Below are 22730 nucleotides of genomic sequence, written 5' to 3'. Positions count from 1 at the left end.
GAGGAAGCGCAGCCCCGGTCGCGGACGCAGTTCGACCCTGACCTTAATCGCGCTCTAATTCTGCGCCGCCGGACGCGATGGTGGGTTGGCGACCTGGGGCGTCAGTGCGAGCGGCGGACGGGGCTTTGGTTTCGCAGCGCCCGGCGGCGGCTTGACGTCGATCGGCGGCGGCAATGGCGCGAGCTGCGGTTGGCTCGCGACTGACGCGGGCGGATTGGCGGCTGGCGCGCTGGCCGGAGGTTGGACCTGCGGCGGACGCGGTGCGCTCGTTTTCGGCTTTTGGGCTCCCTTGCGCGGATCGCGGCCCGGGATCGGCACGTCAGTTGCTGTCGGTGGGATCGTCGCGCTTGCATCGGGAGCTTCCGCCGGCTCCTGCGGCGGGATCAGCGGCGGCGTCGGCTGGAACGTTGGAGGCGGCTCGCCGCGCTCAATCGCATCCAATCGCCTGGTCTCGCGGTCGATCGCGCGTACCGCGAGCCACGACGATAACGCCGCGACATCGACGCTACGGGTGAGCCCGTCGGGCGTGCCCACCGCGAGCAACTGGATTTCCGGCCGGCTCGCCGCGGTGATCGCGGTCGGCACCAGCACCGCGCGGATGTCGGCCTGATCGGCCGGAATGTCGTAGCCGCCGGAGATCGTGGCGTTGACGCCATTGGCCGCCAGCGTGCTGGCGCCAACGCGGATCCGCCCGTCGCGAATGTTGAACGGAAGCTGGGCTGAGGCGACCGACAGCACGCCGTTTGCGAGCGCCTGCTCGACGATCTGCTTCAGCCTAGCGTCATCCGAAACCTGCCCGTTCTCGCTGGCGCGGATCGCAACGTCGAAGGCGCGCGGATCGAGCCCGGCAATGCGCGCACTTTCAAGCGTGACCGTGCCGCTGCCGGACAGCGCGCCAGCCAGCGCCGACGCGCTGCGGCCCTGGCTCATCAATGTCATCTGCAAGGAGGCGCGCCCCTTGGGCATGTTGAGATTTCGGTAGCGCAACGCCGTTCCGTCAACGCCGCTAAGCTGCACGCTCGCATTGACGGTGATGCCATTCGCACTCGGCCTTGCATCGATGGCGGCGCTGAGATCGCCGCCGCCGATCTTGCCCTTGAGGGCCTCAAAGGTCAGCGCCTGGCCATCGCTCTTGATCGTGCCGCTCACCGGCTGCACTTCGCTGCCGCCCGGCAGCTCGCCGCGCAACGCCTGGAAGACGATGTTGCCGCGCCAGCCCTTGATGATGCCCCCGCCGAGCGGCTCGGTCGAATCATGTCCGCCGGCACCGATCGCAAACGCAAACACCGGTGCAAGCGCGACCTGGTCGAGCCCGATCTCACCCTCGATGTCCTTCTCCTCCCCCATGGCGAGCGCAACCCGGCCACGCAGTCGCGAGCCGCCGATGATGCTGTCGAGATCGTCGAACGAGAGCTTATTGCCGGCGAGTGAGACGCGCGACGACAGGCGGACGCCGTTCACCGGGGTGTCCGACGGCTTGAGATCGAGCAGCGGACTGATGTCGGCGCTCCTGACCCGCAGGTTGATGCTGGCTTTCTTCGCCTCGTCCCATGGCTCGGCTGCGCCTTCGGCGTCCGCATCAAGCCCCGCGCCCCAGATCCTCGCCTTCAGCCGCAACGGCGCGCGCCAGGCGCCGTTGATCGAGCCTTCGAATTGCGCGGGGCCGTCGCCGATGGCGATGACTCGATCGAGGTTGAGCAGCGCGAGCATTGCACGCCCCTGCCCCGCTGAAAATCTGGCGTCGACGCCGAGATCGCTGCGGCTGAGGGCATCGAGATCGGTGCTGCGGATCGCTGCGACCTGCGGCTTCGCTGTCACCGTAGCGGTGCCCTTGAGCTGCACCGCGTCGAGCTCCAACGCGGCGCGAAGGCTGCCGCGATCGGCCTGTCCCTTGTCGAGATCAAGCGCGAGCTTCAGCCGCGCCGGACCGGGGATCGCAGCCAGCGTGTTGAAGCGCGATGCGGCTGACGGTGCGAACGATGAGACCAGACCGGTCAACTGGCTGAACGAGGCCGCGTTTGCGTCGAGCGCGAGCTTTCCGGTCGCGTTGATGCGATCGAAATTGCCGGTGCCCTCGATCGTCACGCTGTCCGGCTGCCCGATCTTAAGTCGCTCGAGCGAGACCATCTTCGGTCCAAAGGCAAGCTTGGCCTGCAGCGGACGCAGCTCCTGCCCGGCCGACGTCGCGCGAGCGATGTCAAGCGAGAGCTGCGCTTCCTCCGGCCATTCGGCCTGCGGTCCCGCCAGCGAGCGTATGACCGCGGTGGCCGCATCGAGATCCAGCCGGTCGGCCTTCACGGTGGCGTCGACCTTCGCGCCACGATTGCCGGTGGGATACGACACCGCGACACGTCCGGCGATCGCACCGCCGTCGATCTCGGCCTTCATGGCATCGACCGCAAAGCCGGTTGCGGCGAGCGTGACGTCGCCACGCAGCTTGAGCGGTTTTTGATTGCGAGACGGCGGATCGCTACGGCCCTGCAGCCATACCATCAGCGCATCGGGATCGGACGACTCGACATTGAGCGCCGCCTTGAAGCTGTCCGACTGGGCGCTTTGCGGGCCAGCACCGCTGAGCGAGACGCGCGTGGCGCCCGGTGCGCGGAAGTCGAGCCGCCGCACTGTCCAGCCCTTGTCGTCGCCGTGAAGCTCGGCGGCGATATCCTGCAAGGGCCGCCCGCCGAGCATGATCTGCTCGGACGAGAATTCGATCTGCGACGGCAGCGCGATGTGCGGAACGCCCGACAGCAGAGCGCGCAGCGCCGGCAGCGCATGAATCGGCTCAGCATTGTTGTCCTTCGAGGCAAAGCGGTCGACATCGAGTTGTCGCGCCGAGAGTGAGGCGCGCAGCAGCGGCGAAGCGCCGAAACGGATGTCGCCTGCGCCCGCGAGCTTCAGCGCGCGCTCGTCATTTCCATAGCTGACCTCGATCTGGTCGAGCCGCGCGGCCGAATAATCGGCTTTGATCCGGGCTCCGACACGCCAGGGCGTCGGCGCGGCCGCGTCGTTCTTTGATGCGGGCGGAGAGGCCAGCGCCAGCACGCCTTCGAAGCGCGGCGCGCGGGCCTCGAAGGTGAGTATGCCGTCGAGATCGGCCGAGAGCGGGCGCTGGCCGGGGTCGATGTTGACATGCACGCGGGTGCCATTGCCGTCGGCGCTCTGGCCGGAGGAGATCCGGAACGGATAGCGGGAGCCGTCGAACGTGAAATTGCCGTCGCCGCGGATCGCGCCGGCAAGCGACCGGACATCGCCGCTGAACGCGATGTCGCTCAATTCCAGCGTGCCACGGCTCGCGGCGTCATGCAGGGCGATGCGGCCGGTGAGGTTGACGCGATCGATCGCCAGCGAGGCGAAGTCGAACGTGCCCTGCGAGGCCGGCCAGTCGATCCGTCCCTTCTGGTCCAGACCGAGATCCACCGACATGCCATTGACGGTGAGCTGCGTAGCGCGCCATTCGCCGCGCATCAGCGAACCCAGGCTGAATTCGACGTCGAGCTTGTCGGCCCGGATCTTGCCGCGATCATTGCCGCCGCCGACCACGGCCGAACGCAGCCGAAGCTGCGGCGCCGGCAGCAGCCGCGCGTCAAGCTCGCCGCCGATGCGCACGGGCGCGCCGATGATTCGCGTCGCCTCTGCCTCGAATTGCGGACGGAACTGGTTCCAGTCAATGAAGTACGGTCCGACCAGCGCGGCGATCAGCGCAAGAATGAACGCGATTGCCAGGCCGAGCAGCGTCGTCTGCACGGTGTCTCCCTTTGAGCCCCGCCCCGCGGCGCACGTGGCCAATACAGCGCCGGAGCAGCCCAGTATATAGAGAGAAGTATGGCGAAGTCACAGCGGTATCGCGCTGCACCCGCTGGCGAGGGTCGAGAAGGTTACCAGCTCGCCGGCAGGCGCCGTAGCCCCCGCAGCACGAAGGTCGGCCGCCACTGTGGATTTTCCGCGTCATCCAGCCGCAGCTCCGGCAGGCGGCGGAGCAGCGTCGAGATCGCGATCTCGGCCTCGATCCGCGCCAATTGGGCGCCGAGACAGAAATGGATGCCGCCGCCGAAGGACAGCGGTTTCACGTTGGGCCTGGTGATATCGAGCCGTTCCGGGCGGTCGGGATAGACAGCCGGATCGTGGTTGGCCGAGCCCAGCAGGCACAGCACGGCCTCGCCCTTGGGTATGCGCTTGCCGCAGAGATCGATGTCCTCCAGAGCCGCGCGCCCGGTCATTTGCACGGAGGAATCATAGCGCAGGAATTCCTCGATCGCGTTGGTGATCAGGCCGGGATTGGCCTTGAGCAGCGCGAGCTGATCGGGATTGCGGTGCAGCGCCAAGAGGCCGTTGCCGATCAGGTTGACGGTCGTCTCGTGCCCGGCCCCGAACAGAAGGATGATGTTGGCGGTCAGCTCTTCGTTGCTGAGCTTGTGGCCATCCTCCTCCGCCTGCACGAGCTGCGTCGTCAGGTCGTCGCCGGGCTGCTTCCGCCGCAGCTCGAAGAGCTGCTGGAAATACATCTCCGACATCTTGGTCCTGGCGTTGCCCTGCTTGATCTCCTCAGGCGACAACGGCACCGGTTCGAGGATGCGCCCGCTGTCGCGCGCGCCGGTATAAAACGTTTCGCGATGCTCCTCGGGGATTCCGAGCATGTCGCAGATCACCGTCACCGGCAGGCGGAACGCAAAGTCCTCGATCAGGTCCATCCTGCCCTGCGGGATGACACGATCGAGCGTCTGATCGACGATCTCCTGAATCCGCGGCCGCATGTCCTCGACCCGGCGCGCCGTGAATGCCTTCACCACAAGGCCGCGCAGACGGGTGTGATCGGGCGGATCCTGCTGCAGCATCATCTGGCTCATGCTGCGGAAGACCGGGTCCTCCATGGCCTTTGGCCCGTAGCGGCGTATGGCACGGCCGGCATAGTCCTTGCCAAAGTGCTTGTCGCGCAACACGAAGCTCACCTCCGCGTGACGGCTCGCGACGAAAGCGCCGAACGGCGTGACATGCATCGGGTCCTCGGTGCGCAGCCGCTCGTAATGGGGATAGGGATTGCGGATGAATTCCGGCGCCAGGGGATTGAACAGCGGATCGCTGTTCGCCGGCCGAGCTTGCTCGTTCATGGTGACCTCAATCGGTTGCCGCGTTGCGACGATTTCACATTGAACGCTACCGGCCGCCGCTTCGTGCGGAGCCAAGCGTTTCCCCCTGAAACTCGATACACTCTTGTATCGAGTTGCATTGTGGCCTAAACAGGGCCGATGTCAAGAGTCAGGACCAGACCGACCAGGGACGATACCTGCGAAAAGCTGTTCGAGGCGGCGGCGCGCGTGTTCGAGGAACAGGGGATCGGCGGCGCCAGCATCGAGGCGATCGCGGCCGCCGCCGGTTTCACGCGCGGGGCGTTCTATTCGAACTTCAAGAGCAAGGAAGAACTCATCATCGCGATGCTCGAGGACCATGTCGAGCAATCGATCCGGCGCAACCTCGACCTGCTTGCTCAACACACCAACCTCGCCGACTTCATCGACGCGCTGAAGCACATGGACCGCACCAGGCAGGATCCGCTCGGCCGCTCGCCGCTTCTGCACATGGAGATGATCCTGTTCGTCGCACGCGCGGAGAAGCGCCGGCCCGAACTTGCGAAGCGCCTGCGCGCCCGGCGCAAGCTGGTCACCGACATCATCGAGACCGCGCGGAAGGATAGCGGCAGGAACGGCCGGCTGGATGCGGCGTGGACCGCCGCAATCGTGCTGGCGCTCGAGGACGGCTTTCGCCTGCACCGCCTGATCGATCCGGAGACCACGCCCGCCGACAGCTTCCTGCGCGCGATCGGCGATCTGCAGCGCACGATCGGGAGCGCCGACCGCGCCGTAGCTGTAGCCCGGGTGGAGCGCTAGCGTAACCCGGGACCCTGCGTCAGCGCGCGAGCGGCCCCGGGTTACGCTGACGCTTCACCCGGGCTACGGCTTTGCAACGTGTGCAAACGGCCCGCCACGGCACGGACCTTTCCCGGCGAAGCCTGCCAGATCGCGAAGGCGGACAACGCGCTCACGGCAATGCTGATCGCAAAGGCCGCCGTGTAGCTGCCGGTGAAATCATACAATAGTCCCGTCGCCCACGGGCCGGCGGCGCCCCCCGCAAGCGCGGCCAGCATGATGGTTCCGAAGATGCTGCCGTAATGCCTGCCCTGGAAGATCTCGACCACGACCGGCCCCATCACCGAGGTCAGGCCGTAGCCGAGCGCGCCTTGCGTGAACACCATCAGATAGACCAGCGGCAACACAGGCGCATATTTCAACGCCATCAGGCTCGCAAAGCAGATCGCAAAGCCAGCGCAACTGATCGCCCACACCGTTTCGCGCCCGATCCGGTCGGAGAGATGGCCAAGCCAGATCTGGCCGGGAATGCCGAGCAGGCTGACGACGCCAAGCGACCACACGGCGACATTCGGGCTGAAGCCGATGTCGAGCAGGAATTTGGTCTGATGCACCTGCACCGCGTACCAAATGTAAAGTCCGCAGAAATAGCCGAGCGCGATCCACCAGAAGCGCGCGGTGCGGAGCGCCCGGGACAGCGTCCAGTCGGTACCGGCCCAGACGGGATCGACGATGTTCGACACCGGCTTTGCCGAAGTGGCGGTCGGCGCGGCGTCGCCGTCCGGCAGTAGCCCGATATCTTCAGGGCGTTTTCGCACCAATAGATTGATCGGCGCGAGCACGACCAGCACGAGGATGCCGATCGCCGTGCAGGCAGTGCGCCAGCCGGTACCCTCGATCATGTGCTGCACCCACGGCAGCAAGGTCACCGAGCCGATGCCGACACCGGCAAAGGCGATCCCGATCGCGAGACCGCGACGGCGGATGAACCAGTTCGGCAGAAAGAATGATTGACCGGAATAGCCGAGGCAGACGCTGCCCGCGCCGACGAGAACGCCGATGCTGAGATAGAGATGCCAGGGCTGCGTCGTCAGCGGCGCCAGCAGGAACCCTGCGCCCATCAGCGCGACGCCGAGTTCCATCACCGCGCGCGGGCCGGCGCGATCCATCAGGCGGCCGATCAACGGACTGGCGATGCCGGAGGCCACGAAGCCGAACGAGAACGCGCCGGCGGTGACGCCGCGATCCCAGCCGAACTCGCTGAGAACAGGCGGATAGAACAGCGAGAACGCAGTGCGCGCATTGACGCCGATCGCCATGGTGACGAAGGTCACCGCGATGATGATCCAGCCGTAGAAGAAGGGAAGCCGCATCAAGGGGTCACCAACGCGTGGCTCTCATGGCCGAAATAGGCGCGCTCCAGCCGCTGCGCCAGATTGCTTTCCTCGGTCGACGCTTCCAGCACGATATTCCCCTGCACCAGGGCGTAGACGCGGTCCGCCGTGGCCAGCGCCTTCTCCAGCAATTGCTCGACCAGCAATACCGCGGTGCCCTGTGCGCGCAAGCGGCCGATGACGTTGAGGACCCGATCGACCAGCACCGGCGACAGGCCGGCCGAGGGCTCGTCGAGCATCAACAGCCGCGGGCGGCGTACCAGGCCTTGCGCGACGGTGAGCATCTGCTGTTGCCCGCCCGACAGCGTGCCGCCGCGCTCGTGACGCTTCTCGGCGATCTCGGGGAAATACGCCAGCGCTTCCTCGACGCGCTGCGCACGCTCGGCGCGCGGCACGTCGTAGCCGGCAAGCAGCAGATTGTCGGTGACGGAGATTTGCGTGAACACACGGTGGCCCTCGATCACATGGACGAGGCCGGCGCGCGCGGCATCCCGCGGCGTCGCGTTGGTCATGTCGCGGCCGTCGAAGCGCACCTGTCCCGCGGTCACGGGCAGCAATCCGGACAGCGCGCGCAGCATCGTGGTCTTGCCGGCGCCGTTGGGTCCGAGCAGCGCCACCACCTCGCCGGCGGCGACCTGGAAATGGATGCCATGAAGCACGCGGATCTTGCCGTAACCGGATTCCAGCGCGGTCACGGAAAGCAAGGGTTCAGCCGCCGAGGTACGCACTGACCACCTCCTTGTGAACGCGGATCTCGGCCGGCGTGCCCGCCGCCAGCGTGCGGCCGAGATTGAGCACGGTGACCTGATGGCAGATGTCGAAGATGAGATCGGCGTGATGCTCCACCAGCAGGACACCGGTGCCGCGTGCGCTGATCGCCTTGATCAGGGACGCCAGCCGTTCGATCTCGTCGTTGGAAAGACCGGCCGCGGGTTCGTCGAGCAGCAGGAAATCGGGATCGAGCATCAAGGCACGCGCGATCTCGATGAAGCGGAGTTCGCTGTGCTGCAGGCGGTCGGCGCGCACCTCCGCCAGCGTCTCCAGCCCGACCACGCCGAGCAGCGCCCGCGCCTTCGCCGCGAGCATCCGCTCGTCTTCGCGATTGCGCGGGGCCGACAGCACCGCCTCGACGAAGGTCGCCCTGCCCTCCACTGAGCCGCCGATCATGACGTTCTCCAGCACCGAGGCCTCGCCGATCACGCGCGGGGTCTGGAACGTCCGCGCAATGCCGCAAGCTGCGCGCAATGCCGGCAGGCCCGGCGGCAGCATGTCATCGCCCAGCGTCATCGTGCCGGCCTTAGCGGCGTAATAGCCGGAGATGACGTTGAGCGTCGTGGTCTTGCCGCTGCCGTTCGGGCCGATCAGACCGTGGATCTCGCCTGGCGCTACGTCGAGGTCGAGCCCGTCGATCGCCTTCACATTGCCAAAGCTCAGCGCGATGTCGCGCAGCTTCAGGTGCTTGCCCCCGCTGCGGCGGCGGACGATGTCGGCGAGAACGGCCGGACGCGGCACGATGGCGCGGTTGCTGGCAAGCGGACGGCGGTTGCGGAAGTCGAGCAGCGCCGCGATGCCGCCGGGCATCACCAGCACGATCACGAGCAGCAGCACGGCGTACAGGAATGTCGACCATGCGGCCAGCGGCGCGGCGATCTCGGGCAGGATGGTCAGGATGATGGTGCCGAGCATCGGCCCCAGGATCGAGCCGCGGCCGCCGATCAGGATCGCGATGAAGAACAGGACCGACAGATCGAAGGTGAAGGCATCGGGCGTGATGTAGGTCTGCAGCGTCGCGAACAATCCGCCGGCGATCGCGGCCAGCGCGCCGGCGAACAGGAAAATCGCAATCAGCATCTTCGGCTTGGAGATGCCGGTCGCTTCCGCCGCCACCTCGGCGTCGCGCACCGCGATCAGTGCGCGGCCGAATCGGCTGCGGGCGACGTTGGCGCTCATCCAGGTGGCGACCGCCGCAAAGGCGACGCAGAGCCCGTAGAAGCCCCAGGGCGTATCGAACGGCGCCGGAAATTCCGGGCCGGCGATGCCGATGCCGCCGCCGGTCACGCTCTGCCAGGCCAGCGCGATCTGCGTCACGATGGTGGCGAAACCGAGCGTCGACATCGCGAAATAGAAGGTGCGCAGGCGCAGCGCCGGCAATCCGACGATCACGCCGAACAGCGCACCGACGCAGCCGGCAATCGGCAGCGCGAGGAACACCGGCACTGCCGGCGTGACATTGCCGGCGACGAGCACGCTCGTCGTGTAGGCACCTAGCGTCAATAGCGCGACATAGCCGATCGCAAGATGGCCCGCGAAGCCGACCACGAGATTGAGGCCGGAGACCAGCACCCAATAGATCGCCATGCGCGTGCCGATCAGCGCCCAATAGTCGTTGCTGACGAACGGCAGCAGCAATGCGAGCGCGAGGATGCCGAGGAACGGCGCGACGTGCGGCAAGGCGGCGCGCCACGCGCCGCTTTCACTTTGGGCAGAGGTTGCAGTGACAGCCGTCATCACACCCTCCGCGCCGTGGTTCCGCCGAACAGGCCTTGGGGCGCCGCCAAGAGGACCACGATGAACAGAGTGAACACGGCAACGGAAGAGAAGATGCCGCCGACCAGGAAATTCGCCGCCTGCTGGAACAGGCCGAGCGCGAGCCCGCCGAAGATGGCGCCGCGGTTGTTGCCGAGGCCGCCGAGCGCCACCGGCACGAAGCCGTAGAAATTGAGCAGCGCGCCATTGGCGAAGAACGCCAGCAGGAGCTGGCCGCCGGAAAAGCCGGCGATGCCGCCGATCACCCCGGCGAGCGCATAGCTTGCGACCCTCAGATTGCGCTCGGGAAGACCGAGCGCGCGTGCGGCGAAGTTATCCTCCGCGATGGCGACGAAGGCGCGGCCGACCAGGGTGCGGCGGTAGAGATATGCGAGCGCCACGATCGTCACCGCGCAGGCAACCACCGGCAGCCAGAACTTCTCGTCCCAGACGCCGCTGCCGAGCCCGATCACGCGCGGGAACGGCTGCGGCTCGGTGCCCCATTTGATCGCCGCGACCTGCTGGATCATCAAGGCCAGCGCCAGCGTCGAAAGCACATAGAGATGCTGGTCGAGACTCTTCAAAACCGGCCGCACCGCGACGAATTCGGTGATGATGCCGACGATCGCGCACGCGGCCAGCGTCAGCACGAAGCCCACGATGATGGGCATGCCCATCTTGAGCGTGAACATCGAGCCGAGCACGCCGCCCAGCATGGCAAGCTGGCCTGCGGTGAAGCTCATCACCCGCGAGGTCGAGAACATCGTGTTGTAGGTGACGCCGACGAGCGCGTAGATCGCGCCCGCCGCGAGACCGGATGCGAGGATCGAGGCGAGCATCGGATGCACCCTCTGCCGCCGGCCTATGTATAGCCCGGCGCAAGTGCGAAGGTGCCGTTCTTGGCGGTAGAGGCCTCCGACATCACGATCTCTTCGGTCGGATAGCCGTTATGCTGCGTCGGCGTGAAGGTGTAGGTGCCGAAATAGCCGGGATATTTCGACAGCGTGTTCCAGTATTTGATGAGTCCGGCGCTTTCGGTCGAACCGCTCTCGGCAACCGCCTTGGCGATCAGCTCGATCGCGTCGATGCCACCAGCGACCCACCACAACAGCGTGTCGTTGAGCGCAATATTCGCCTTGGCCAGGCGCGCCACCAACTCCTCACTCTTTGGCGGCAGCTTGCCGGCTGCATCGTAGCTGCAGCTCTTGTAACCGACCGCGTAAACCTTCTTCCAGTTCTCCGGCTTCTCGACGAGGCCGGCGAGCTCTCCCGAGGCCAGCGAGGGATGGCCGACGAACGGCACGTCCCAGCCCATAGCGGCACGGGTGTTGAACATCCGCGCCTCCATGCCGGTGGTGACGCTCCAGACCACGATGGCCTCGGAGCCCGCATTCTTGGCGCGCAGCATGTCCGGCGTCATGTCCGGCTGGGTCGCATCGATATTGGCCTGGTAGACGACGTCGGCGCCGTCCTTCTTGAACGCCGCCACCGAGGCGCCGACGGCGGTCACGCCATAGCCCGTGGTATCGCCGATGACGGCAACTTTCTTCACTTTCAGCACGTTGAGGCAGTAATTGCGGACGGCGTCGTCCCACTGGCTGTTGGACGGCGCCATGCGGAAAGCGTTCGGATATTTGGTGGTGTCGATCAGGGTTTCGACCACGCAAGGATGAATGTCCGGAATCTTCGCTCGCGCCATGATCGGCGTGGTGGCGAGCGCTTCGCCGGAATTGACCGGCCCCCAGATGGCGTGGACCTTGGCCTGGCTGATCAATTCCTGCGTCGCGTTCACCGCCTTGGTCGGATCACCCTGCGTGTCGCGCATGACGAGCTCGATCTTGCGGCCCTTGACACCGCCACCCGCATTGATGCTGTCCACCGCAAAGTTGATGCCGCGGTTGAAACCGACGGTCGGCGCGGAACTCGGGCCGGTGATCGCCGCGAGGCACCCGATCTTGATCGGCTCGGATTGGGCAATGGCAGGCTTCGGGAATGAAAATGATGCGGCGCCCAAGGCGCCGGCGCTTCCCAACAGCAGGTTGCGGCGCGAAACAGCCATGTGATGCTCCCGTTCGTTTCCTTTTTTGCGGCGCCCATCTCTGAATCGCAGGCGTCCGCATGATTTTTATTTCCCGGCTGGCGGCCGAGGCTTGTCGCGGGATTGAAGTTTGAGCCTGACGGGACCGGCTTGTCCAGCGTTTATCCCGTAGAATTGCGGAGACGATTCGCGAACATTGCCCGGACACGGGCCTGTGACCGATCTCTTGGGCTTTGAGCGCATGAAATCTCTGGAAACTTGTCGCCGTCCACGTCAATAGGTTGCCACGCCAGATGTCGCTCTCGAAGGTCAGTTGATGCACGATGTCTCGATCCCGGCAGCCTTGATCGCCGGACTAGTCAGTTTCCTGTCGCCCTGCGTGCTGCCGCTGGTGCCGCCCTATCTGGTGTATCTGACGGGCGCGACCATCGAGCATGTCGCCCATGACGAGAGCATGAAAGCCTCGAGGCGCGCGGTGATGTCGGCGGCCTTGATGTTCGTGCTCGGCTTCTCCACCGTGTTCGTCGCGCTCGGCGCCAGCGCCTCCCTGATCGGCGGGCTGGTCCGCGCCTGGTCGGCGCAGCTCTCCATCGTCGCCGGCATCGTCATCATTGTGATGGGGCTGCACTTCCTCGGGCTGACGCGGATCGGGATCTTGATGCGCGAGGGGCGGATGAGCATGCCGAAACCGGTCGGGCTGTGGGGCGCCTATGTGATGGGGCTCGCCTTTGCCTTCGGCTGGACGCCCTGCATCGGCCCAATCCTCGCCGCCATCCTTTCGGTCGCAGCAGCCGAGGCGACCGTGACCAAGGGCGCCATGCTGCTTGCGATCTATTCCGCCGGGCTCGGCATCCCCTTCCTGCTCGCGGCATTTGCGGTCGAACAGTTCTCGTCACTGTTCGCGCGGATGAAGCGGCATCTGCGGACGGTCGAGCATGTCATGGGCGTGCTGATGATCATCACCGGCATCGGCTTTCTCACCGGTGCCGTCACCAATGTCAGCATCTGGCTGCTCGAGACGTTTCCGGCGCTGCAGAATATCGGCTGAGGCTTGTGCCAGCGCCAAAGCAAGGCTGGCCTTTGGCATCACGATGTCGAATAGTGGGCGGCCCTTACGCTAGCGCTGATCGCACCGAGGACCGATGGCCGAGGACACGCCCGGGACAGCAGGCCGCTCCTGGCCGATCTTCCGCTCGCTGGCCGCGTTCCGGCCGGGCGATTTGCCCGGCGACCTTATCGCGGGCTTGACACTGGCCGCGATCGCGATACCGGAGCAGATGGCGACTGCGCGCCTTGGCGGCTTCACCCCCCAGATCGGCTTTTTCGCCTTCATCGCAGGTTCGCTCGGTTTTGCCATGCTGGGCAGCAACCGTCTTCTGTCGTGCGGCGCCGACTCCACGATCACGCCGATCTTCGCCGGCGGGCTTGCGCTGATGGCAGCCGCCGGCTCCCCGGAGCATCTCGCGCTTGCCGCGGCCCTGGCGCTGATGGTCGGCGCGATCCTGGTCGTCGGTAGCCTGTTTCGCCTCGGCTGGATTGCAAATCTGCTGTCGACCCCGGTCACCGTCGGCTTTCTTGCCGGCATCTCCATCCACATCATGGTTTCGCAACTCCCCGTCGTGCTCGGCGCACCGCCACCGAAAGGACCGATGATCGAGCGGATCGCCGAGATTGCGGAGCATCTTCCTGCCGCCAATCTCTACAGCGTCAGCATCGGGCTTTTCGTGCTGGCCTTTGTTGCCGGATCCGAGGCCATCAGCGCCAAGATTCCCGGCGCACTCGTCGCGCTGGTGGCGGCGACCGCTGCGGTGATCTGGGGCGGATTGGAGAGCAAGGGCGTCAGCGTGGTCGGCACCGTACCGGGCACGCTGCCGATGCCAACGTTTCCTGAAATCTCGCCGGAACGATGGGTCAAGCTGTTGCCATTGGCTCTCCTGATCGCAATGGTCGTGATGGTGCAGACCGCGGCGACGACGCGGGCATTTCCTTCCGATCCGGACCAGCCTGCCGATGTCGATCGCGATTTTCTCGGCGCCGGGGCCGGCAGCCTTCTTGCAGGCCTGTTCGGTGCCTTTCCGGTGGACGCGAGCCCGCCGCGAACCGGCATCGTGGCCGCGACCGGCGGACGCACGCAGCTATCGGGACTGTTCGCCGCATCGATCGTGCTGGCGCTGCTGGCGTTCGGCGCCGCGCTGCTCCATCACGTTCCGGAGGCTGCGCTGGGCGGCGTCCTGCTTTTCGTGGCGTTGCGCATCATTCGCTTCAGGCAGATTGAAGCGATCTTTCACCAGTCGGTCGGCGAGTTTCTGCTTGTGGTGGCAACGGCAGCTTCGATCATCATCCTGCCGATCGAGCAAGGCGTCGCCGTCGGCATCGCGCTCTCGCTGCTGCATGGCATCTGGAGCACGACGCAGGCGCGGCTCGTCGTATTCGACCGCGTACCTGATACCACGATCTGGTGGCCGGCCAATCCGAACATCAGGGGCGAGCGCGACCCGAAAGTTGCCGTGGTCGGCCTGCAGGCGCCGCTGTCGTTTCTCAATGCCTCGAGCTTTCGTACCGACGCGCTGAAGATCATCAGGACGGCGACACCGAAGCCAGCACTGCTGGTGATCGAAGCCAGCGGCATCGTGGAGATCGATTTCACCGCCGCCCAAACGCTGCTCGCGCTGTTCCGTGAATGCAGCGAGGAAGGCGTGACGGTCGCGATCGCTCGCCTCGAATCGACCCGCGCCCAACAGGCATTTGAGCGCTTCGGCCTCTATCGCACGCTGCCGCAGAACCACGTCTTCCATAGCGTCGCCGAGGCCGTTCGCGCGCTGGCTGGCTAGAGCGCGATGTCATTTGGTTGAATCGGCTTGGCCGCAAGTTCACCTCTCCCGAAGGGAGAGGTCGCGCCGGAGGCGCGGGTGAGGGGTTACGGTCCCTCGATAGAGCAGATCCCCTCACCCGGCGCTACGCGCCGACCTCTCCCTATGGCAGAGGTGAGAAGAGGCAGCGCCCATGGGAACACAATTCGACCATATCTCATCACGCTCTAGGCCGGCACGATCTTGCCTGGATTGAAGATGTTCAGCGGATCGAGCGCCTTCTTCAGCGCCCGCATGGCGTCGATCGCCTCGGGCCCAAGCTCGGCTTCGAGATATTTCTGCTTGCCTTGCCCGATGCCGTGCTCGCCGGTGCAGGTGCCACCCATCGCCTGCGCGCGCTCGACCAGGCGATGCATGAATTCCTCGCCACGCGCCATCTCCTCGGCATTGTCGATGTCGCAGACCAGCGAGCAATGGAAATTGCCATCGCCGACATGACCGACGATCGGCGAGAGCAGATTGAGCCGCTTCAGATCCTCTTCGGTCTCGGTGACGCAATCGGCCAATCGCGAGATCGGCACGCAAACGTCGGTCGCGACCACGCCGGAGCCGGGCCGCAGCGCCTTCACCGACCAATAGGCGTCATGCCGCGCCTGCCAGAGCTTTGTGCGGTCCTCGGGCCTGGTGGTCCAGGTGAAACCCAGGCCGCCGCATTCGGAGGCGATCTCCTTGAAGTTCTTCGATTGCTCGGCGACCTCGGCCTCGCTGCCGTGGAACTCAAGCAGCAGCAGCGGCGTCTCCGGCAGCGTCAGTTTCGAATAGGCGTTGCACGCCTTCACCTGCGCGGCGTTGAGCAGCTCGATGCGGGCGACGGGAATGCCGGTCTGGATCGCCAGGATCGTCGCCTGGCAGGCGCCGCGCACGGTCTCGAACGAACATGCGGCTGCCGCGATCGTCTCAGGAATGCCGCGCAATTTGATCGTAAGCTCGGAGATGATGCCGAGCGTGCCCTCGGCACCGACGAACAGGTGCGTCAGGTCATAGCCGGCGGAGGATTTCTTCGCCCGCGTGCCGGTCGTGATGATCTCGCCGTCGCCGCGCACGACCTTCAGCGCCAGCACGTTCTCCCGCATCGTGCCGTAACGCACCGCGTTGGTGCCGGAGGCGCGCGTCGAGGTCATGCCGCCGAGCGAGGCATCGGCGCCGGGGTCGATCGGGAAGAACAGGCCCTGGTCGCGCAGATGCTCGTTGAGCGCCTTCCGCGTCACGCCGGGCTCGATCACGCAATCGAGGTCTTCGGCGTGCACGGCGAGCACCCGGTTCATGTCGCGCAGATCGATGCAGATGCCGCCGGCCGGCGCATTCACCTGCCCCTCCAGCGAGGTGCCGGTGCCGAAGGCGATCACGGGAACGCGATGTTTGGCGCAGATCCGCACCACATCCTGGACGTCGGCAGTTTCCTGCGCCATCACCACGGCGTCCGGCGGCTGCGGCGGCAGCCATGTCGTGGTGTGGGCGTGCTGGTCGCGCACCGCCTGCGAGGTGATGAGGCGGTTGCCGAAGCGCGCCGCCAGCGCGTCGATCGCGGCCTTGAGGACCGGCGGCTCCGGACGCGCTGGATTGTTCGAAATCGTAGTCGCCACGTGAAATATCCTCCCGGCTTCAGCCGACCGTGGCAAACGTTATATAACGGGTCAAGACCGCCAATCGAACTAACAGGGATGGAATAATGACGACCATTAATGCCGCCAGGGACATCAAGTTGCCCTCAGCCCCGTTTCTGTCCTCGGTGATGCAGATCGAGCCGCAATGGATCGACTATAATGGCCACCTCAACATGGCCTATTACCACGTGATGTTCGACCGCGCCATCGACGAGATCTGGCTCCAGCTCGGCATCGGCCCCACCTACAAGAAAGAGCGCCACGGCTCGACCTTTACCGCCGAGTGCCATGTGCGCTATTTGCGCGAGGTCCATCTCGGCGATCCGCTCCAGGTGACGGTCTATCTGCTCGGCGCGGACGACAAGCGGCTGCACACGTTCGAGGAGCTGCGCCACGCGACCGAAGGCTGGATCTCAGCCACCTCCGAAAACATGTCGCTGCATATCGACATGAACTCGCGCAAGGTCGCCCCGTTTCCATCCGATATCCGCGCCCACATCAAGGCGATCGCGGATATCCATGCATCCATCCCCCGCCCCGAGGGCATCGGGCGCAGCGTGGCGATGCCCGCACGTTAGGCCGGGCCGCCTAGACCCTGGAGCGGCCACGCACCAGGCCGACCACTGCCGAGATCAGGAACAGGATGATGGCGATGAAGAAGATCGCTTTGGCGATCTCGATGGAGACGCCGGCGATGCCGCCGAAGCCCAGGACACCCGCGATCAACGCGATGATCAAGAACGTTACGACCCAGCCTAACATGGCCAAACCCTCTGCTTTCCGTTTCCACCGGCGCGATCGATCATCGCACCAAACTTGAGGAAACAATCCGCCCCCAAAACGAAGGTTCCGGGCCGGAAAACCGCGAAATTTGCCGCTGCTCACGGAACAAAACCGCGCATTGGATGCAGCCGGGTCAGGCCTTCGCTGCTGCTGTCACACCTCCTGATAGTCGGCGGGAGCGACCCTGACGTATCCGCCGGCGCGCAGCGACTCGGGCTCGACGATCTCCTCCGCGGGAGCTGTCGGCGCGTTGCGCGCAGTCTTCCAGTCGCTCTCGAATATCTGCGTGAAGTAATCGCAGATGCCCGGATGAGAGAGCCACACGCCGGCCTCGCGATTCTTGGAGACGGCGGAATCTGACCAGTTCTGCGAACTGACCAGGACATCCTGGCCATCGACCAGGATCATCTTGTTATGGCAATGCACGAAGCGCGTCGTATCGATGTAGCGTATGTTCTTGCCGGCCACGAGGCCGAACTCCTGCTTTAGCAGCGCCAGGTTTTTCTTTTCGGCGTCGAGATCCTCCTTGCCGAAGACCTTGCCGAGAATGATGCGGATATCGAGCTTCTTGTTCTGCTTTCGCGCGTCCGCAATTGCCGTCAGCAATTTCTGGATGTCAGGCTGCTTGCCACGAATATATTGCTGCTCGATCAATATCGACTTCTTTGCCGCACGAAGCTTCCCCGGGATCACCTGCATGTAGTTGTCCGGACTGAGGACCGGTTGGACGGCAAGCGGTTTGGTGAGCTTGAAAGTCTTGCTCGGAAACAGCTTGGCGGGGATCTTCGTCGGCGCCCGCTCGATCATGAAAGCGTTGGCCGCTGCAATGGCCTGAGCCAGCGCTTCCGGTCCCGTCAGCTCAAGATTCATGTCGCTTTCTAGAATGCCGGTGAAGAACTTCGAAAGTTTCCTGGAGCGGATCGCCAGGCCGGTATCACGATTGCCGGGCCGGAAGTGGGCGGGATCGCCGCCGTCCTTCACGTTGAGGGGTATGCTGTTCTCGCTGTAGTTGCCGCTCTGCACGATGCACCATTCACCATCGATGACGATCACCTTCTCGTGCGATGAGCTGAAGAAGTGCACCCGATGACTGGCGCACGATGGCGCCGGCACGCCGTCGACCCCGGCATCGTTCAGGTCGTCGAACAGCTCCTGCTCGTCCTTGGTGTCGATATCGAGCGTGAGCTTGACCTTGACGCCGCGCGCGAGCGCATCCAGCACGAGCTGCTTGATATACTCGCCGGAAAAGTCATAGATGCCGATCAGGATCGACTTCTTCGCATCGTCAAAGAGCTTCTTGGTCACCGCGAAAGTCGAATCCGGCGAGCAATAGGCGATGATTTCCTGATCGACGTCGACCGCGGGAACCTTGATCTTCTCGTATGCTTCGAGATCGCAGTTGCGCGGAACCATTTCCGGCATGAAGACGTCGGTCCGCACCGGCACCACGCGATCGCCTTCGGCCCGAACGCTCTGCGGTTCGGCAAGAAACGGCCCACGATGCTTGAGCATCGATTGGCGCAATACGAAGCTCGGCATTTTATCCCCCCATGTTTGCGCGAATCATTCCGGTTTGAAAGGCTCGCTCCTGACGCAAACCAGCGGCACCTGGACGTCGCCCTTTTCCGTCGCGACGGTCAGCGCGGGAGGCAGCGTCACGTTGGCTTCCGGAGCGACATGCGCGACGACGACCCAGCCGCGCTTGCCGTGATCCTTCCCCGCCTCCACGCCGATGGCGTGGGCGCCGCATTTCAGCAGTTCGCGACTGTTGAGTTCGCGCGCCTTGTTGGCCTGTTGCTCGTTCGCCATCACCAATCCGCATGGCCGGTCCGCTTCTCATGCTTCACGAAGCGGAACTTCAGCGCCTTCATGACCTCGGCAATCGGATTAAAGATACTCGCGCTACCCGACCCGGCAAAGTGCAGACCGACGATCTTCTTGCTTGCCTTGTCGACGATGATTGCGCCGGAATCGCCAGGCCTCGAATAATGCGTGCACTTCACCTGGTCCAGGAAGCCGATCTTGCCGACGCCCGGATAGGGCATGACGATCCTGAAGTGGACGTCCTGGACTTCGCCATCGGCATCTTCCGACGTCCGCCCGCGCGTGACGATCTTCATCCCGCGCACCGGATCGGTGGTCGCAAAGGGAGAAGCCGCTCCGCGTATGGAAAAATCTATCTTGTCGAGAAAGTCCTGATCGATCTCGGCGAGAGCCGCATCCACGCGGTTGAGAAAATCGTCACCGGTCTTGAACTTCAGGATAGCGGATAATTTCGCGACGACCTGATCCCTGCCGCCATTGTCTGACTCGCCGGGAAAGACGATCTTGTCGCCGACCTTCCCCAATCCGCTCTTGGCAAGCACGTGGGAATTGCTGAGCACGAACAGCTTCTTCCCCTTCTTGACGATCGCCCCAAGGGTTCCCGTATCCGTCAGATTTCCGATGCTATAGCCGCTGAGCAGCGGCGACCTCTGCTTGTTGACCTGGGGCCGAACCCTTCCGATCGCCTGGACATCGGTGAATACTGCCTTGCGACCCGGCACACTCAGAACGGGAGGGATCATCTTCTGGCTCTTCATCCGGCTCTTGGCGACCTTCTTTTCGACGTAGAAGCAGACGCTCAGTTCGCCGGTGTCTTTCTTCTCGGTGATCTTGTCCGCAATTCCGATGCCGACGATGTTGGGATCTTCGAAGATGGTCCGCACGCGCTCAACATGCCTTGCCTCGAGCAGCCCCAGGGATTCCGGCCGGGCGCCCTTCTCGCCGCTGACCAGGTTGAGCGCATCAAGCAGTTCCTTCGGAGTATCGTTCCTTGCCATGACGTCTCCCCAGAGATGCAAGCCAACGAACTCAACAATCTTGAGTTGAGATTCGCATTTTGGCAAGCCCACGCGCCCGCCAGTCAATCGAATCTTGATGAAACTATTGCGATCCCGGCTGGCGTTTTGGCGACGCCCGTGGCACGCCGAAAGCGCGCCTTTTATTGGCCATGCTGCCCTCGCAAATCGGCGGCGCGAATGCCATGTTATCGACTTGAGAATCAAGGACTTCGTTATTGACTGATCTGCGCAAGCCCCTGCCACATGCCCCTGCTCCGGCGGCCTCACCCGTGCCCGGCGGCATCGCTGCGCGCGCCCGTGCGGCAGCAGGCCCGCAATATCTCGCAGGGCTCAATCCGGAGCAGCGCGAGGCAGTGGAGACGCTGGACGGTCCTGTGCTGGTTCTAGCCGGCGCCGGCACTGGCAAGACGCGGGTCTTGACCACCCGCATCGCCCATATCCTGAGCCAGGGCCGCGCGCGGCCGCACGAGATCCTGTCGGTGACCTTCACCAACAAGGCGGCGCGCGAGATGAAGCTGCGGCTCGGCCAGATGCTGGGCCAGGCGGTCGAAGGCATGCCGTGGCTCGGCACCTTCCACTCGATCGCCGGCCGCATCCTGCGCATCCATGCCGAGCTGGTGCAGCTCAAATCCAACTTCACCGTGCTCGATGTCGACGACCAGGTGCGGCTGTTGAAGCAACTGCTGCAGGCGGAGAACATCGACGACAAGCGCTGGCCGGCGCGCATGCTGGCCGGACTGATCGATACCTGGAAGAACCGCGGCCTGACGCCGTCGCAGGTGCCGGCCGGCGAAGCCGCGAGCTTCGCCAACGGCAAGGGCGGCAAGCTCTATGCGAGCTATCAGGAACGGCTGAAGATCCTCAACGCCGCCGATTTCGGCGATCTGCTGCTCGAGAACATCCGCCTGTTCCGCGAGAACCCGGATGTGCTGAGGCAATACCAGAACCGCTTCAAGTTCATCCTGGTCGACGAATATCAGGACACCAACGTCGCGCAGTATCTCTGGCTGCGGCTGCTCTCGCAGGCGCCGTCGCCCCAGTCGTCATTGCCGGGCTTGACCCGGCAATCCATCGCGTCTTCACAAGGTGGATCACCGGGTCACGACGCTGCGCGTCGGCCCGGTGACGACGAAGGGGCGATCGCAGCTCCAGCACCAACTTCCCCACCCAAGAACATCTGCTGCGTCGGCGACGACGACCAGTCGATCTACGGCTGGCGCGGCGCCGAGGTCGACAACATCCTGCGCTTCGAGCACGATTTTCCCGGCGCGAAAGTCATTCGGCTCGAGCGCAACTATCGCTCGACCGGCCATATACTCGCCGCCGCCTCGCATCTGATCGCGCACAATGAAGGCCGCCTCGGCAAGACCCTGCGCACCGAGGACCAGGATGGCGAAAAGGTCACCGTCACCGGTTCCTGGGATTCGGAAGAGGAAGCGCGCGGGATCGGCGAGGAGATCGAGGATCTGCAGCGCGCCGGCGAGAATTTGAACGAGATCGCGATCCTGGTGCGCGCTTCGTTCCAGATGCGCGAGTTCGAAGACCGCTTCGTCACACTCGGCCTGCAATATCGCGTGATCGGCGGCCCGCGCTTCTATGAGCGTGCCGAAATCCGCGATGCGCTGGCTTACCTGCGCACGATCAACTCGCCGGCCGACGATCTCGCCTTCGAGCGCATCATCAATGTGCCGAAGCGCGGATTAGGCGATGCCACCGTGCAGCTCCTGCACGATCACGCCCGCAAGCGCCGCATTCCGCTGTTCGAGGCCGCGCGCGCCGTAGCGGAGACCGACGAATTAAAACCGAAAGCGCGCGGGAGCTTGCGCGGTGTCGTGCAGCAATTCGACCGCTGGCGGGCGCAGAGCGAGGTGACCTCGCACACGGAGTTGGCCGAGATCGTGCTCGACGAGAGCGGCTACACCGAGATGTGGCAGAAGGACCGCTCGGCGGACGCCGCCGGCCGGCTCGACAATCTCAAGGAGCTCATTCGCTCGATGGAGGAGTTCGAGAACCTGCAAGGCTTCCTCGAGCACATCTCGCTGGTGATGGACCGCGACGGCGAGGCCGGCGACGAAGCGGTGTCGCTGATGACGCTGCACTCAGCGAAGGGCCTGGAGTTCGACAACGTCTTCCTGCCCGGCTGGGAGGAGGGCCTGTTTCCAAGCCAGCGCACGCTGGACGAGCAGGGCCGTGCGGGCCTTGAGGAAGAGCGCCGCCTCGCCCATGTCGGGCTGACGCGCGCCCGGCGCCGCGCGAAAATCTATTTCGCCACCAACCGCCGCATCCACGGCACCTGGTCGACCACGATCCCCTCGCGCTTCCTCGACGAATTGCCGGCGCATAATGTCGAGATCACGGAATCCAAGGGCGGCTCCGGCTGGGGCGGCGCCGGCGGCTACGGCCCCTCGCGCTTCGACAATGTCGAAGCCTTCGGCTCGAGCTATACAACACCGGGCTGGCAACGCGCCCAGGCCAACCGCGCCCGCAACCAGAACCGCGGCGGCGGCTCGCGCGGCGGATTCGACGAGGAGCAATCGCCCTTCGGCGGCTTCGGCCGCAACAAGCGCGCCCCCGTGGTGATCGAAGGCGAACTGGTCGCGAAATCCACCGGGACCGTTTCGGAATTCTCGCTCGATGACCGCGTGTTCCACCAGAAATTCGGCTACGGCCATGTGGTGAAGATCGACGGCAACAAGCTCACCATCGCCTTCGAGAAGGCCGGCGAGAAAAAGGTGGTCGATAGTTTCGTGGAGCGGGTATAGCGGATTGCGGAACGGGCCGCGCGTTCCTATGTAGGGCCGGCCCTCCTCC

17 protein-coding genes are annotated in these 22730 nt (G+C 64.7%); 5 read left to right on the top strand and 12 right to left on the bottom strand.

Annotated elements, in window-relative coordinates; all coding sequences use genetic code 11:
* Positions 1-54: 54 nt before the first annotated feature.
* A complete protein-coding gene (locus AC5ZG5_RS14935; protein ID WP_456642472.1) occupies positions 55-3744 on the bottom strand; it encodes an AsmA family protein in 3690 nt (1229 codons plus the stop codon).
* A gap of 131 nt (positions 3745-3875) precedes the next feature.
* Entirely contained in the window at positions 3876-5105 is a 1230-nt protein-coding gene (locus AC5ZG5_RS14930; RefSeq protein ID WP_456642471.1) for a cytochrome P450, read from the bottom strand.
* Positions 5106-5243: 138 nt separating this feature from the next.
* Between AC5ZG5_RS14930 and AC5ZG5_RS14925 the strand changes: the two genes are divergently transcribed.
* Complete coding sequence (locus AC5ZG5_RS14925; protein ID WP_028161781.1) at positions 5244-5882, top strand: TetR/AcrR family transcriptional regulator; 639 nt, start codon at positions 5244-5246, stop codon at positions 5880-5882.
* Between the two features lie 41 nt (positions 5883-5923).
* On the opposite strand, the gene AC5ZG5_RS14920 is transcribed toward AC5ZG5_RS14925, so the two are convergent.
* Genes AC5ZG5_RS14920 through AC5ZG5_RS14900 form a run of 5 tightly spaced genes read right to left on the bottom strand, consistent with a single transcriptional unit; the run spans position 5924 to position 11840 of the window.
* Complete coding sequence (locus tag AC5ZG5_RS14920; protein WP_130230761.1) at positions 5924-7234, bottom strand: MFS transporter; 1311 nt, start codon at positions 7232-7234, stop codon at positions 5924-5926.
* Positions 7234-7983, bottom strand: coding sequence for an ABC transporter ATP-binding protein (locus AC5ZG5_RS14915; RefSeq protein ID WP_456642470.1), 750 nt, complete (start codon positions 7981-7983; stop codon positions 7234-7236). Before AC5ZG5_RS14915 ends, AC5ZG5_RS14920 begins: the two co-directional genes overlap by 1 nt.
* A complete protein-coding gene (locus AC5ZG5_RS14910; RefSeq protein WP_456642469.1) occupies positions 7964-9763 on the bottom strand; it encodes a branched-chain amino acid ABC transporter ATP-binding protein/permease in 1800 nt (599 codons plus the stop codon). The genes AC5ZG5_RS14915 and AC5ZG5_RS14910 overlap by 20 nt, the downstream gene beginning before the upstream one ends.
* Entirely contained in the window at positions 9763-10620 is an 858-nt protein-coding gene (locus AC5ZG5_RS14905; protein WP_456642468.1) for a branched-chain amino acid ABC transporter permease, read from the bottom strand. The genes AC5ZG5_RS14910 and AC5ZG5_RS14905 overlap by 1 nt, the downstream gene beginning before the upstream one ends.
* Positions 10621-10643: 23 nt before the next feature.
* Complete coding sequence (locus AC5ZG5_RS14900) at positions 10644-11840, bottom strand: ABC transporter substrate-binding protein (protein WP_245287164.1); 1197 nt, start codon at positions 11838-11840, stop codon at positions 10644-10646.
* A 295-nt stretch (positions 11841-12135) separates the two neighbouring features.
* Here AC5ZG5_RS14900 and AC5ZG5_RS14895 point away from each other — a divergent pair, with 295 nt between their 5' ends.
* A complete protein-coding gene (locus AC5ZG5_RS14895; RefSeq protein WP_456642467.1) occupies positions 12136-12867 on the top strand; it encodes a cytochrome c biogenesis CcdA family protein in 732 nt (243 codons plus the stop codon).
* 94 nt (positions 12868-12961) lie between these two features.
* A complete protein-coding gene (locus AC5ZG5_RS14890) occupies positions 12962-14650 on the top strand; it encodes a SulP family inorganic anion transporter (RefSeq protein WP_456642466.1) in 1689 nt (562 codons plus the stop codon).
* A 206-nt stretch (positions 14651-14856) separates the two neighbouring features.
* Here the strand turns inward: AC5ZG5_RS14890 and AC5ZG5_RS14885 are convergent, their stop codons facing one another.
* Entirely contained in the window at positions 14857-16272 is a 1416-nt protein-coding gene (locus tag AC5ZG5_RS14885) for an FAD-binding oxidoreductase (RefSeq protein WP_456642465.1), read from the bottom strand.
* 86 nt (positions 16273-16358) lie between these two features.
* Between AC5ZG5_RS14885 and AC5ZG5_RS14880 the strand changes: the two genes are divergently transcribed.
* Positions 16359-16871, top strand: a complete 513-nt coding sequence (locus AC5ZG5_RS14880) for a thioesterase family protein (RefSeq protein ID WP_456642464.1) — start codon at positions 16359-16361, stop codon at positions 16869-16871.
* 10 nt (positions 16872-16881) lie between these two features.
* On the opposite strand, the gene AC5ZG5_RS14875 is transcribed toward AC5ZG5_RS14880, so the two are convergent.
* The 4 genes from AC5ZG5_RS14875 to AC5ZG5_RS14860 all read right to left on the bottom strand — a co-directional run bounded on the left by AC5ZG5_RS14875 (position 16882) and on the right by AC5ZG5_RS14860 (position 19898).
* Positions 16882-17055 (bottom strand): DUF1328 domain-containing protein, encoded by a 174-nt coding sequence (locus tag AC5ZG5_RS14875; protein WP_027578166.1) that lies wholly within the window; start codon positions 17053-17055, stop codon positions 16882-16884.
* 174 nt (positions 17056-17229) lie between these two features.
* The gene (locus tag AC5ZG5_RS14870) at positions 17230-18615 is read right to left on the bottom strand and encodes a phospholipase D-like domain-containing protein (protein WP_456642463.1); all 1386 of its coding nucleotides are present in this window, start codon (positions 18613-18615) and stop codon (positions 17230-17232) included.
* Positions 18616-18639: 24 nt separating this feature from the next.
* Positions 18640-18885 carry a hypothetical protein gene (locus AC5ZG5_RS14865; protein WP_028168840.1) on the bottom strand — a complete coding sequence of 82 codons (246 nt, stop codon included), beginning with the start codon at positions 18883-18885 and terminating at the stop codon, positions 18640-18642.
* Entirely contained in the window at positions 18885-19898 is a 1014-nt protein-coding gene (locus tag AC5ZG5_RS14860; RefSeq protein WP_456642462.1) for a chymotrypsin family serine protease, read from the bottom strand. Before AC5ZG5_RS14860 ends, AC5ZG5_RS14865 begins: the two co-directional genes overlap by 1 nt.
* Positions 19899-20143: 245 nt before the next feature.
* On the opposite strand from AC5ZG5_RS14860, the gene AC5ZG5_RS14855 reads away from it, so the two are divergent.
* Positions 20144-22681 (top strand): ATP-dependent helicase, encoded by a 2538-nt coding sequence (locus AC5ZG5_RS14855; protein WP_456642511.1) that lies wholly within the window; start codon positions 20144-20146, stop codon positions 22679-22681.
* The last annotated feature ends 49 nt before the right edge of the window (positions 22682-22730 follow it).

Source organism: Bradyrhizobium sp. Ses1, assembly GCF_059512365.1.
This window is presented reverse-complemented; position numbering and strand designations above follow the sequence as displayed.